Source organism: Xanthobacter aminoxidans (assembly GCF_023571765.1).
Lineage (GTDB): Bacteria > Pseudomonadota > Alphaproteobacteria > Rhizobiales > Xanthobacteraceae > Xanthobacter > Xanthobacter aminoxidans.
Genome location: NZ_JAMJXC010000011.1, coordinates 78937 through 92136, shown reverse-complemented (window position 1 = coordinate 92136; position 13200 = coordinate 78937). Strand labels below are relative to the sequence as shown.

Annotated in this window: 12 protein-coding genes; 3 read left to right on the top strand and 9 right to left on the bottom strand. The window is 68.1% G+C overall.

Annotated features, from left to right (window positions below):
• The first annotated feature begins 12 nt into the window (after positions 1–12).
• Together ilvD and EJ105_RS17025 are read left to right on the top strand one after the other, a co-directional pair.
• On the top strand, positions 13–1707 hold the full coding sequence (ilvD, locus tag EJ105_RS17030) for a dihydroxy-acid dehydratase (RefSeq protein WP_250167273.1): 1695 nt from the start codon (positions 13–15) through the stop codon (positions 1705–1707).
• A gap of 74 nt (positions 1708–1781) precedes the next feature.
• A complete protein-coding gene (locus tag EJ105_RS17025) occupies positions 1782–3017 on the top strand; it encodes an ABC transporter substrate-binding protein (protein WP_250167272.1) in 1236 nt (411 codons plus the stop codon).
• Between the two features lie 30 nt (positions 3018–3047).
• Here the strand turns inward: EJ105_RS17025 and EJ105_RS17020 are convergent, their stop codons facing one another.
• Positions 3048–3542, bottom strand: coding sequence for a DUF2165 family protein (locus EJ105_RS17020; RefSeq protein ID WP_029555640.1), 495 nt, complete (start codon positions 3540–3542; stop codon positions 3048–3050).
• A 187-nt stretch (positions 3543–3729) separates the two neighbouring features.
• Here EJ105_RS17020 and EJ105_RS17015 point away from each other — a divergent pair, with 187 nt between their 5' ends.
• Positions 3730–5445: a SulP family inorganic anion transporter gene (locus tag EJ105_RS17015; RefSeq protein ID WP_394042425.1), complete on the top strand. Its 1716-nt coding sequence runs from the start codon at positions 3730–3732 to the stop codon at positions 5443–5445.
• Between the two features lie 83 nt (positions 5446–5528).
• On the opposite strand, the gene EJ105_RS17010 is transcribed toward EJ105_RS17015, so the two are convergent.
• From EJ105_RS17010 to EJ105_RS16975, 8 genes are all read right to left on the bottom strand, one after another.
• Positions 5529–6257, bottom strand: coding sequence for an ABC transporter ATP-binding protein (locus tag EJ105_RS17010; RefSeq protein ID WP_250167271.1), 729 nt, complete (start codon positions 6255–6257; stop codon positions 5529–5531).
• The gene (locus tag EJ105_RS17005) at positions 6250–7020 is read right to left on the bottom strand and encodes an ABC transporter ATP-binding protein (RefSeq protein ID WP_250167270.1); all 771 of its coding nucleotides are present in this window, start codon (positions 7018–7020) and stop codon (positions 6250–6252) included. The genes EJ105_RS17010 and EJ105_RS17005 overlap by 8 nt, the downstream gene beginning before the upstream one ends.
• Positions 7020–7901 carry a branched-chain amino acid ABC transporter permease gene (locus EJ105_RS17000; RefSeq protein ID WP_250167269.1) on the bottom strand — a complete coding sequence of 294 codons (882 nt, stop codon included), beginning with the start codon at positions 7899–7901 and terminating at the stop codon, positions 7020–7022. The genes EJ105_RS17005 and EJ105_RS17000 overlap by 1 nt, the downstream gene beginning before the upstream one ends.
• Positions 7898–8782 carry a branched-chain amino acid ABC transporter permease gene (locus EJ105_RS16995; RefSeq protein WP_250167268.1) on the bottom strand — a complete coding sequence of 295 codons (885 nt, stop codon included), beginning with the start codon at positions 8780–8782 and terminating at the stop codon, positions 7898–7900. Before EJ105_RS16995 ends, EJ105_RS17000 begins: the two co-directional genes overlap by 4 nt.
• A 195-nt stretch (positions 8783–8977) precedes the next feature.
• The gene (locus tag EJ105_RS16990; RefSeq protein WP_250167267.1) at positions 8978–10105 is read right to left on the bottom strand and encodes an ABC transporter substrate-binding protein; all 1128 of its coding nucleotides are present in this window, start codon (positions 10103–10105) and stop codon (positions 8978–8980) included.
• A 2-nt stretch (positions 10106–10107) separates the two neighbouring features.
• Positions 10108–10863, bottom strand: a complete 756-nt coding sequence (locus EJ105_RS16985; RefSeq protein WP_250167266.1) for a pyrimidine 5'-nucleotidase — start codon at positions 10861–10863, stop codon at positions 10108–10110.
• Between the two features lie 37 nt (positions 10864–10900).
• Positions 10901–11773, bottom strand: a complete 873-nt coding sequence (gene nadC, locus EJ105_RS16980; RefSeq protein WP_197022931.1) for a carboxylating nicotinate-nucleotide diphosphorylase — start codon at positions 11771–11773, stop codon at positions 10901–10903.
• A 114-nt stretch (positions 11774–11887) separates the two neighbouring features.
• Entirely contained in the window at positions 11888–13144 is a 1257-nt protein-coding gene (locus EJ105_RS16975) for an amidohydrolase family protein (RefSeq protein WP_250167265.1), read from the bottom strand.
• Positions 13145–13200: the final 56 nt, after the last annotated feature.

Below are 13200 nucleotides of genomic sequence, written 5' to 3'. Positions count from 1 at the left end.
CAGGGACGTTTCATGTCCGACGCCGAACAGAAGAAGCCCACGCTGCGCAGCAATTTCGAGCCCGGCACCACCCGTTGGGCCGTGCGCCGCGCCCAGTGGCTCGCCATGGGCTACAGCGAGGAAGACCTGCTGAAGCCGAAGATCGCCATCGTCAACAGCTCCAGCAAGCTGTCGGTCTGCTACGCGCATCTCGACGATGTCTGCCGCGTGGTGGAGCAGGCGATCCGCGACGCCGGCGGCCTGCCGTTCGAGATCCGCACCGTGGCGCCGTCCGATTTCGTCACCAGCGCGGGCCGTCAGGCGCGCTACCTGATGCCGAGCCGCGACCTGCTGGTGAACGATATCGAGGTGCAGGTGGAAGGCGCGGAGCTGGACGGCATGGTGCTGCTCGCCTCCTGCGACAAGACCACCCCCGGCCAGCTCATGGCCGCGGCGCGGCTCAACGTACCCTCCGTGGTGCTGCCCTGCGGCTACCAGCTCGGCGGCCATTGCGCGGGCAAGGAAGTGGACATCGAGGAGGTCTACAAGAGCGTCGGCTCGCTGAAGGCGGGGTCCATCTCGCTGGCCGACCTGAAGGCGATGACCTGCACCGCCATCACCGGGCCGGGCGTGTGCGCGGGCCTCGCCACCGCCAACACCATGCATGTGCTCTCCGAGGCCCTCGGCATGGCCCTCCCGCGCAGCGCGCCCATCCGCGCCGGCTCGCAGGCGCTGATGGAGAATGCCGCCCGCGCGGGTGCGGCCATTGTGGATCTCATCCTCAAGGACATCCGGCCCCGTCAGATCCTCACCCCCGCCGCCTTCCGCAATGCGCTGCGCGTGGCGGTGGCGACGGGATGCTCGGTGAACTGCGTGCGCCACCTCGCGGCGACTGCATCGGAAGCCGAGATGGACATCGACATCGTGGCCGAACTGGAGGCGCTGAACGACACGCCCCAGATCACCACCGTGCGGCCCAACGGCCCCCATCGCATCGAGGATCTCGACCGTGCCGGCGGCTGCCGGGGCGTGATGCGCGAGCTTTCCGACGTGCTCGACCTCTCGGTGATGACCGTCACCGGCAAGACGCTGGGCGAGAACCTCGCCGACGTGCCGGAGCCCGACCGCACCTTCATCCGTCCGCTGGCGGATCCCTTCCGCCACGAGCCGGGCCTGACCATCCTGCGCGGCAGCCTCGCGCCGGACGGGGCGGTGGTGAAGGTCTCCGCCGTGCCGACCGAGGTGCGCACCTTCTCTGGCAAGGCGCGAGTGTTCGAGGACGAGGCGGTCGCCATCAAGGCGCTGGAGACCCACTCCATCAAGCCCGGCGACGTGGTGGTGCTGCGCGGCCTCGGGCCGAAGGGGGGACCTGGCACCGTGTTCGCCGCGAGCTTCATGGCCGCTCTCATCGGGGCCGGCTTGGGAGCCGGCGTTGCGGTGGTGACCGACGGCGAGCTCTCTGGCCTCAACAGCGGCATCACCATCGGCCAGGTGATGCCCGAGGCGGCGGAAGGCGGGCCTTTGGGCCTTGTCGCCGAGGGCGATGTCATCTCCATCGACATCGGCGCCCGCCGCGTCGATCTCGAAGTCTCCGAGAGCGAGCTGGCGGCCCGCCGCGCCGTGTGGCGCGCGCCGGACCACAGCCAGATCCGCGGCTGGCTCGGCCAGTATGCGGCCATGGTGCAGCCGCTCTCCAAGGGTGCCGTGCTGAAGCCCATGCGGCCCTGAGGGCCGACGACAAACAAGGCGGCCCTGAACGAAGACGACAACAAGAACGAACAGACAGGATCGGGAGGTTTGAAATGCCCAAGAAGACTGAAAGGTCCGGGACGCTGAGGGCCGCTCTGGCCTCCACCGCGCTCGCAGCCCTCGTCTGCGTCACCTTTGCCGGCGGCGCGAGCGCCGAGAGCGTGAAGGTGGGCGTGCTCAACGACCAGGCCGGCGTGCAGGCGGATTTCGCCGGCGCCGGCTCGGTGGTGGCCGCGAAGATGGCCATCGCAGATTTCGGCGGCAAGGTCGCCGGAATGCCCATCGAGCTGGTCGCCGCCGACCACCAGAACAAGGCCGACATCGGCGTCAACGTCACCCGCCAGTGGTTCGACACGGACGGCGTGGACGCGGTGTTGGACGTGCCCAATTCCGCCGTGGCGCTGGGCGTCAGCGGCATCGCCAGGCAGAAGAACAAGGTGGCGATCATCTCCGGCGGCGGCACCTCCGACCTCACCGGCAAGGACTGCTCGCCCAACACCGTCCACTGGACCTACGACACCTGGGCGCAGGCCAACACGGTCGGCACCGCCGTGACCAAGGCCGGCGGCAACACCTGGTACTTCATCTCGGTGGACTATGCCTTCGGCCATGCGCTGGAGCGCGACGCGGGTGAGGCCATCAAGGCGGCCGGCGGCAAGATCCTCGGCACCGTGCGGCACCCGCTCGGCACCTCCGACCTCTCTTCCTTCCTGCTCCAGGGGCAGGCCTCCGGCGCCAAGGTCATCGGCCTCGGCAGCGCCGGGGCGGATACCATCAACGCGGTGAAGCAGGCGTCCGAGTTCGGCATCGTCAAGGCCGGGCAGAAGCTCGTCGCCATGCTCATGGTGCTGAACGACATCAGTGCGCTGGGGTTGGAGACGGCGCAGGGTCTGTTCCTGTCGGAAGCCTTCTACTGGGACCTGAACGACCAGACCCGTTCCTTCGCCAAGCGCTTCGCCGAAGCCAATGGCGGGCGCTATCCCAACATGGTCCATGCCGGCGTCTATGCCGGGCTGCTGCACTATCTGAAGGCGGTGGAGAAGGTGGGCAGTGCCAAGGACGGGGCCAAGGTGGTGGAGGCCATGAAGGCCATTCCCACGGATGACCCCCTGTTCGGCAAGGGCGCGGTGCGTCCGGACGGCCGCGCGATCCACGACATGTACCTGTTCGAGGTGAAGAGCCCGGCGGAATCCAAGGGGCCCTACGACTTCTACAAGCTCATCGCCACCGTTCCCGCCGACAAGGCCTTCCGCCCCATCGCGGCCGGCAACTGCCCGCTGGTGAAGTAAGACCAAGCCCGCGCTGCGGGCCTCGCGTCGTTAGCGCTCCTCCTCCTGCTCCGGCAGGAGGAGGATGATGAGCACGGCGGAGATCCAGCCGATGAAGGCGAAGGCGGTGGATTGTCCGTTCCATGTCTTCGATTGCCACATGGCGAACCATTCGCCGCCGATGACAACGAAGCCGGCCCCGTAGAGCAGGAGGCCCAGCGTGAGGCCGAGCACGGCCGTCGTCCGCGCGCGGCGGAAGCCGGGTGTGCGGAGCGCAGCCAGCATCCGCACGACGCCGGTCCACAGCACAAGGGCGATGGCGGCCTGCGTGGCGATGATCACCACATAAGCGGCGGTCTGGAGCCGTTCGTCGGTGATCGCCCGCCACCGCAGCGTGGAATCCGGGAAGATCGTATCCATCGCCAGCACGTGCTGGACGAAGGCCCAGTTCGTCCCGTAGTCCGTGATGTTGCCGAAGGCGACCAGCGAGAAGAAGACGGCGATCGTCGCCACGAGGGCGATCTTGCACAGCCGGATCAGAACCATCGTTCCTGCCCCCGCCTGGCCGCGTTGATGCGGCACCCGCGGCGATTCTAGAAGCGGCAGCCCGTGATGCAAGGCACGCCGCGCAGCAGGGCGACGCCGGGTTTTGACGGACTTTCCGGGCCATCCCTGCCTGTGGCATGGTCCCGCCAGCCCGGCGGAGTTCATGCCGGCGGACGGAGATTGACCGGTGGCAGCGGACGGTGCGTCCTCCCAAGAAGCCCCACGGACGCTGCTGGCGAGTTTCGCCGGATATCGGCCGGGCTGGATCAAGACGGACGTTGCGGCAGGACTCGCCATCGCGGCGGTGGGCTTGCCCAGCGCCATCGCCTATCCCGCCATCGCCGGCCTGCCGCCGCAGACCGGGCTCTATGCCTCCATCGCGCCGCTGATCGCCTATGCGGTGTTCGGCCCGTCACGCCAGCTGGTGGTGGGGCCGGATGCGGCGACCATCACCGTGCTCGCGGCCGTGCTCGCCGGCATGCCGGACCTTGCGGCCGTGGACAAGCCGGGGGTCGCCGCCCTCATCGCCCTTGTGGTGGGCGGCTATTATTTCGCGGCGCGGCTGGTGGGGCTCGGGGTGCTCTCCACCTTCCTGTCGCGGCCGATTCTGGTGGGCTTCTTCGCTGGTATCTCGCTGTCCATCCTCGTCGGGCAGCTCAAGCGCGTCACCGGCATTCCCATCGTCGGCGACGGGCTGATCGCGCCGGTCATCGAGCTGGTGCGCAAGGCCCATGAAGTGCACTGGCCTTCGCTGCTGCTGGCGCTCGGCATGTTCGCCGTGCTCCATCTCGTGCGCCGCGCGCGCCTGCCGGTGCCGGGGCAGGTGGTGGTGGTGGTGCTGTCGGTGGCGCTCTCCGCGCTGTTCGATTTCGCGGGGCGCGGTATCGCCGTGGTGGGATCGATCCCCTCCAGCCTTCCCGCGCTGGCGCTGCCGGCGGGGGGCGGGGCCGCGATCGACCAGTTGCTGATCGGCGCGGCGGCGATCTTCCTCGTCAGCTTCGCGGCGGGCATCGTCACCGCGCGCAGCTTCGGCGAGCGCGGAGGATATCCGGTGGATGCCAACCGCGAGATGGTGGGCTTCGGCGCCGCCAACATCGCCGCCGGCCTGTTCGCCGCCTTCCCCATCACCGCCTCGGATTCCCGCACGGCGGTGAATGCCAGCGTCGGCGGACGCTCGCAGCTGGCCAGCGTGGTGGCGGCGCTGGCGCTGCTCGCCATCGTGCTGTTCCTGCAGCCGGCGCTGGCCATCCTGCCCATTCCGGCGCTGGGGGCGATCCTGATCTCGGCCGCTTTGAGCCTCGTGGACATCCCCGCGCTGCGTGAGCTTTGGCGCATCAGCCGCTTCGAGTTCGTCTTCGCCATGATCGCGCTGTTCGCGCCCATCAGCCTGGGGGTGCTGAATGGCGTGCTGATCGCCATCGGCGCGACCTTCGCCTACCTCCTGCACAAGATGATGTATCCGCGCGACGCGTTGCTCGGGCGGGTGCCGGGGCACGAAGGGTTCTACAAGCTGCACCGGCGGGCCGATGCGCGGCAGGTGCCGGGGCTCGCCATCGTGCTCATCCAGGGCGACCTGCTGTTTTTCAATGCCGACCGCATGCAGGGCCGCATCGACGCCATCGCCGACACTCTGGTCGACGGCACCCGCTGGCTGGTGCTGGACGCCAGCGCCATCACGCAGGTGGATTCCACCGCCGCCGCGGCGCTGGAAGAGGTGCGGGCGGAACTGGAGCGGCGCGGCCTCAAGTTCGGCATCGCCGAGATGCACGACGAGGTGCGCACCCTCCTCGACCGCGCAGGGCTGCTCGACAAAATCGGCCCGGACATGATCTTCGACGATCTGGACGACGCCTATCGCGCCTTCGAGGCGAGCGGCGAGGCTCCCAGCCCGCGCGGCGCCTGAGCGAAGGCAACAAGGAAAGCCTGCGCGGCGCCTGAGCGGAAGCAACGCAACAGCCCGCGCGGCGCTTGAGCCGAAGGCTGCGATCAGCCCGCAGCCGCCTCCGCCGCGCGCATCCCGAGATAGGCAGCGATCACGCGCGGGTCACGAGCCAGCGCCTCGGCGGTGTCGGCGAACAGGATGCGCCCATGCTCCATCACATAGCCGTAGCTCGCCACCGAGAGCGCCTTGCGGGCGTTCTGCTCCACGAGGAGCACGGTGGTGCCCTTGGCGTTGATGTCGGCGATGGTGGCGAAGATGTCGTTCACCACATGGGGGGCGAGGCCCATGGAGGGCTCGTCCAGCAGGAGCAGCTTCGGCCGCGCCATGAGCGCCCGGCCCATGGCCAGCATCTGCTGCTCACCGCCGGAGAGGGAGCCGGCATACTGGAAGCGCCGCTCCTTGAGGCGGGGAAAGCGGGTGTAGATGAGATCCATGTCGTCGGCGATGGCGGGGTCGCCGCCGCGCACATAGGCGCCGACCTTGAGATTGTCCTCCACCGACATGGAGGCCACCACCCGCCGCCCTTCTGGCACCAGGGAGACGCCGGCGCGGACGATCTTGTCGGCGGGGCGGGCGGTCATGTCCCGCCCCTCGATGCGCACGGTGCCGGAGAAGGCGCGCACGAGGCCGCAGATGGTGAGCAGCGTCGTCGTCTTGCCCGCGCCGTTGGCGCCGATGAGGCAGACGCAGGCGCCGGCGGGGACGGTGATATCGATGTCCTCGACGGCCGCCACGGAGCCGTAGCCGGAGGTGACCTTGACGAGCTCAAGCATCCTCGGTCCCCAGATAGGCCTCGATCACGCTCGGCATGCGGCGCACCTCCTCGGGCGTGCCGGCGGCGATCTCGCGGCCGAAATTGAGCACCACGATATGGTCGCTCACCCGCGCCACGAACTCGATGTCGTGCTCGATGAGGAGCACGGTGATGCCCATGTCGCGGATGGCGAGCACGAGGTCGGCGAGCGCCCGCTTCTCGGCGAAGTTCATGCCCGCCGCCGGCTCGTCCAGCAGCAGGAGGCGCGGCTTCGTGGCGAGGGCGCGAGCGATCTCCACGCGCCGCCGGTCGCCGTAGGAGAGGCCGCCCACGGCCACGTCCCTGAGAGGGGCGATGCCCACGAGATCGAGCAGCGCCTCGCAGCGCGCCTTTTCGCGCGTCTCGCTGCTCTTCACCGCCGGCAGTCCGAAGAGCACGTCGAGGAGGCTCGCCGACTGGTGGCGGTGGGCGCCCAGGAGCACGTTGGCGAGGGTCGTCTCGCTCGCCAGCAGGCGGATGTTCTGGAAGGTGCGGGCCACCCCCAGCGCGGCCACCTTGTGCGGGGCGAGGCGGGCGATGTCCACGCCGTCGAGGCGGATGTGGCCGGCGTCCGTGGGATAGAGGCCGGTGATCATGTTCATGGTGGTGGTCTTGCCGGAGCCATTCGGGCCGATGAGGGCCGTCACCTGTCCGGCGGTGGCGGTCAGCGACACGCTGTCCACCGCCACCACGCCCTGGAAGCGCTTGGCCACCTGCCAGAGTTCGAGCTGCGCCGCCGGCATCATTCGGCTCCCTGGGTGGAGGGCCGGCGGGCCGCCGCCTTGCGCGGACGCCAGCTCAGCAGCGACATGGCCCCGCCCGGCAGGAACAGCACCACCGTGAGAATGAGCAGGCCCATCAGGATCTCGCGCCACTGGCTCGAGAAGCGCAGCAGCTCCGGCAGCAGGGTGGTGAAGATGGCGCCCACCAGCGGCCCCAGCAGCGCATTCACGCCGCCGAGGATGGGATAGGCGAGGGCATCCACGCTCCTGAGCAGGCCGAAGTCCGAGGGGCCGACGAAGAAGTTGAGATGCGCCGCAAGGCCCCCCACGCCGCCGCTGACGAAGCCGGAGGCGACGAACAGCGAGAGGCGCTGGCCGAACACGTTGACGCCCATCGCCTCGCTCATCACGTCGTCCTGCCGGATGGCCGCAATGGACCGGCCGAAATAGGAGCGCCGCAGGGCGAAGACGAAATAGAGGGCGATGAGCACCAGCAGCACCAGCTGCCATGTCTCGGTGTAGCGCGGGATGCCGTAGATGCCGATGGCGCCGCCGGTGACGGCATCCCAGTTCAGAGCGATCACCCGCACCACCTCGGTGAAGGCGAAGGTGGCGAGCATGAAATAGTCGCCCCTGAGCCGCAGCACCGGTGCCCCGATGACGAGCGCCACCGCCGCCGCCAAGAGCCCGCCCGCCACCACCGCCACGGCGAAGGGCGCGCCGAGCTGCATGGTGAGATAGACGCTGCAATAGGCGCCCACCGCCATGAAGCCGCCGGTACCCAAAGTGAACATGTTGGCCGCCAGCGCCAGCCACACCCCGTAGGCGAGCAAGGTGTTGAGCAGGCACAAGTTTACGAGGTTGCCGTAGCTGGCGAGAAAGGCATCGAGGGCGGCCATCATGCGCGGCGCTCCTCGAAGCCGGAGAACAGGCCCGTGGGCTTCACCAGGAGGATCAGGAAGATCAGCCCGAAGCCGATGGCATCGCGGAAGGCGGAGGAGACATAGGCGACGGAGAACACCTCGACCAACCCCAGGAGAAAGCCCCCCGCCACTGCGCCGGGGATGTTGCCGAGGCCGCCGAGGATCATCACGGTGAGGCCCTTCACCAGCATGTGCTCGCCCATGAAGGGGGAGACCACGTTGAAGAGGAGGCCCAGCAGCACGCCGGCGGCGCCGGCGAGCGCCCCGGCGATGAAGAAGGTGATGAGGATCGTGCGCCCCACCTCCACGCCGACGATGCGCGCCACGTCCTCCGAGAAGGCGACCGTGCGGATGGCGCGACCTACGGAGGTCTTCTGCAGGGTGAAGCCGAGGATGCCCATCAGGATCACGGCCGTGATCACCACGATGATCTGCAGCAGCTGCACGCGCACGCCGCCGATCTCCCACACGATGGCGGTGAAGGGGTTGGGCGGATAGCCGTGGACGGCGGTGCCGAACACTTCCTGCGCGATGCCCACCAGCAGGCGGGCGAGGGCGAGGCTGGCGACGAGGCCCATCCATTTGTGCCCGCCGCGCAGCCGCAGCACGCGGAACACGAGCAGCTCCGAGGCCATGCCGAGGATGCCGCCGCCCACCAGCGCCACAACGAGCGCCAGCGGCAACGGCAGGCCGAGGAGCGCGATCTCCAGCCCGAGATAGGCGCCCACCATGAAGAAGGCGCCCTGCGCCAAGTTCACGATGTTGAGCACGCCGAAGATCAGCGTGCAGCCGATGGCGAAGACGGCATAGATCGAGCCGAGCGAAAGCCCGTTCACGACCTGCTGCAAAAACGTGGTCATGCACTGATCCCCCGGACGTGCCCGCGGATCATGCCAGAGGCCCGTGAGTTTGGCTCATGGGCTTTCGTCTGGCCCGCGCGGCGCCCGGTTCAGGCTTGTGCCGGAACCGGTCCATGCATCGTGCAGCGGCGGACATCCGCGCGGCACGGCGCGCAAATCCATCCGGCTCCGGCCAGGGCCGGAGCCGGTGGAGGATCACTGGGCGAGCTGGAACTTGCCGTCCTTCAGCTCCAGCACCTTGGCGACCAGCACCGGCTCGCGGTCCTTGTCGAAGGAGAAGGGGCCGAGCACGGTCTCAAGGTCCTTGGTGTCGGCGATGGCGGCGCGCAGCTTCGCCGGATCGGACACGCCGCCCGCGCGCTTCACCGCATCGGCGAAGATGGTGACGGCGGCGTGGGCCTGGGCGGCGAAGGTGTCGGGGGCGTTGCCGTACTTGGCCTTGTAGGCTTCGACGAACGCCTTGTTGGCGGGCGTGTCGAAATCGATGAACCAGCCCGAGCCCACGAGGAAGCCCTGCGCGGCGGGGCCGGCGAGGTCGTTGAGCTTGGTGGAGATGGCCGCGTTGGCGCCGAGGAAGACGGTGGACTGCGGAATACCGAGCTGGCGCGCCTGCCGCACGATGTTGGCGGTTTCTTCCGCGAGGCCGCCGACCACGATGATGTCGGGGTTCGCCGCCTTGATCTTGGTGAGCTGGGCGGAATAGTCCACGTCGCCCTTCTGGAAGGTCTCGGTGGCCACCACCTTGATGCCGGCCTTGTCGAGGGCGGCCTTGTGCACGCCGTAGGCGGCCTTCATCAGCACGTCGTCGATGCCGTAGATCTGCGCCGCCGTCTTCGGCTGGTAGCGCTTGACCGCATAGGCGAGTACGCCGGGGAACACCGCCGCCTCGGGGGCGCTGGTGCGGAAGATGTATTCGCCGATGGCCGGCACGCCGGGGGCGGTGTTGGACGAGGCGATCACCGGCACCTTGGCGGCGTTGGCGATGGGGTCGGCGGCGAAGGCCGAGGTGGTCAGGGTCGGCCCGAAGATGACCGTCACCTTGTCCTGATTGATGAGCCGCTGGAAGATGTTGACGGTCTGGCCGCGATCGCCGGCATCGTCCTGGTGGACGGGCACCAGCTTGAGGTCGCCGAGCTTGCCGGAGGCGTTGATCTCGGCGGCGGCCAGCTCCGCGCCGTTCTTCTGCATGGTGCCGTAGAGCGCGGCCGAGCCGCCCGAGGTGGACTGCACGATGCCGAGCTTCACGTCCGCCGCGAGGGCAGGCGCGGCGGCGAGCGAGATGGCGGTGGCGGCGATGAGTAGGCGCGTGAGACGGGCGTGCATCATCATGGCTCCTGAGGAAGGTCGGTCGTTGATGAGCCCTTATCTTGCGGGCCCTTATGGAGGCTTTGTGCGGCCTTTGGCGTTGGTCTCGGGGGCGTGCGCGGCTCGATCTGGGCGAGCATGGGCGCGAGCGCCAGGGAATGGAAATGGACGTGCGCGGCGTCCGGCGTCTCGGGGAGGCCATGGTCGCCGATCAGCACTGTCTGCATGCCGAGCGCGTGGGGCACGGCGAGGTTCACCGCGCGGTCGTCGAACATGATGGCCCGCTCGGGCACGACGCCGTGGCGGGTGAGCATGGTGTCATAGGCGGCGCGTTCGGGCTTGCCGATGTAATCGCAGGCGGCGATGTCGCACACGCCCTCGAACAGGTCGGCGATGCCGAGCCGCTCCAGCACCCGCTCGGCATGGGCGCGCGAGCCGTTGGTGAAGACGAGGCGGCGGCCGGGCAGGGAGGCGAGCGCCGCGCGCAATTCGCTGCTTTCGTCCAGCACCGAGAGGTCGATCTCGTGGACGAAGGCGAGGAAATCCTGCGGCTTCACCGCGTGGTGGCGCTGGAGGCCGACGAGGGAGGTGCCATAGGTTTCATAGTAATGCGCGTGCAGCGCCGCCGCCTCTTCCGGGGTGGAGCCGGTGAGCTGCTGGATGAACAGCCAGACGCGGGCGAGCATCTGGCCGTGCAGGCCGGCGGAGCGCGGGTACAAGGTATCGTCGAGGTCGAAGACGAAGGTCTCCGTTCCCGGCCTCAGACGAAAGGGCAAATCCCCTTGCAAGTCCCCGCGCATCGTCCGCCTGTGCTCAGTTCGAGAGCTGCTTGAGGCGGTCGATGGTCCGCTGAGCGCTCGGCTTGATGTCCCGCACATCGAGGCTGATGTCGAGGGCCTTTACCGTGTGGGTGAGGTCGCCGATGGAGATCACGTCCACCCCCAGCTCTGCGATGGGTACGATGGTGGTCTCGTTGATGCCGCCGGACGCCTCGGTCATGGCGCGGCCCTTGGTCAGCTTCAGACCCTCGCGCATTTCGTCGAGGTCCATGTTGTCGAACATGATGATCTCGACGCCGGCGTCCAGCGCCTCCTGCACCATCTCCAGGCTCTCGCACTCCACCTCGAACTTGAAGGTGTGCTGCGCGCTCGCACGCAGGATCTTCACCGCCTCGGTGATGGAGCCGGCGATCTTGATGTGATTGTCCTTCACCAGCACGCAGTTGGCGAGGTTGAAGATGTGGTTGTGGGCGCCGCCCACGCGCACGGCGTATTTCTGCACCATGCGCAGGCCCGGCCAGCCCTTGCGGGTGTCGGTGATGCGCACGCCGGTGTGCTTCACCAGCTCGGCGTAGCGGCGCGTCTTGGTGGCGATGCCGCTCATCTGCTGGAGCCAGTCGAGGGCCGAGCGCTCGATGACGAAGAAGGTGGAGGCGCGGGCCTGCACCCGCATCAGCACGGTGCCGGGCTCTACCGCGGCGCCGTCCTCCACCAGCCATTCGATGCGCGCATCGGGCTCGATGGAGCGGATGGTCTCGTCGGCGAACAGCATGCCGCAGACGATCCCGTTCGCTTTCGCGTAGATATTGGCCGTCTGCACCGGATCGTCGCCGACGAGAAAGCCTCCGGTTGTATCGCCGGAGCTTAACTCCTCGCGCAGGCCCAGCTCCACGAGAGGCCGGATCATAAAGCGGTTCAACTTCATTACACGGCTCCTGGGGCGTTCCCCGCCCGGCTCTGTGATACTGCCTAGCAGCTGTTATCTACTATATCAATTGACAAAATCATTTATCGACAGCGCTCAGCCGTCCAGGCGGTTGATGAAGGCCTTTCCGCCCTTCATCACCAGGTGCAGGCGGTCGCGCTGCTCCAAGATGCGGATGTCGGCGAGCGGATCGCCGTCCAGCACCAGCACGTCGGCCATGCATCCGGCCCGGAGCACGCCGAGGTTCGGCTGCTCGATGCATTCCGCCGCTTTGGTGGTGGAGGCGACGATCACCTCCATGGGCGACATGCCGAGCCAGTCCACCATGAAGGCGAGCTCGGCCATGTTCTCGCCCACCAGCAGGCGGTGCGACTGGTCGGTGCCCATGGCCACCTTCACGCCGCGCTTCACCGCCTCCTTCCAGAGGGGGATCTGCGTCTGCATGAGGGAATAGATCTGCGCGTCCTTCACGTCCTCCTGGCCCAATTGGTGGCTGGCCCAGGCGGTGTTTTTGCGGCGATGCTCGATGGAGAGCGGCACCAGCGCCAGCGTCGGCACCCACCAGATGCCGCCCGCGATCATGCGGTCCACGCTCTCCTCGTCCATGAACCAGCCGTGTTCCAGCGAGTGGATGCCAGCCTTCACCGCGTTCTTGATGCCGGCGAGGCCCTCGGCGTGGACGGCCACGCGCTTGCCCTTGGCGGCGGCCTCGGAGACGGCGGTGGAGATTTCCTCGATGGTGAATTGCGGCTCGTCCCAGCTGTCGGTCACCGAGGTGATGCCGCCGGTGGCGCAGATCTTGATGAAGTCGGCGCCACGCATGAGCAGCTCGCGCACCAGCCGGCGGATCTCCTCCACCCCGTCCGCCACCGTGTGGGGCAGCCAGGCGCGCTTCTGGATGCGCATGCCGGCAGGCAGCCAGTAGTCGCCATGGCCGCCGGTCTGCGAGACCATGCCCAGCGAGATGAACAGGCGCGGCCCGTCGATGATGCCTTCCTCGATGGCTTGCCGGAAGCCGGCATCGGCACCGCCCATGTCGCGGGCGGTGGTGATGCCGCAGGCGATGGTCTCGCGGAACACTTCGATGGATTTCAGCACGTTGTAGGTGGGCGTGTTGAGCAGGTGCTGGCGCATGTCCCGGGCGCGGTAGGTGCCGTGGACATGGGTATCGATGAAGCCGGGCAGCACGGTGCGCCCCGCCGCGTCGAGCTTCTGGGCGCCCGCTGGCACGCTCACCCGGCTCTCGGGACCGGCGGCGACGATGCGCCCTTCCTCGATCACCACGACCGCGTTCGGCACCGGGTCCGCCCCCGTGCCGTCGATCATGGTTCCGCCGACGATTGCGATGGCCATACGCGCCTTGCCTTTCGCTCTGTTCAAAAAGTTAGCAACGCCATTTGTTGAGCCTT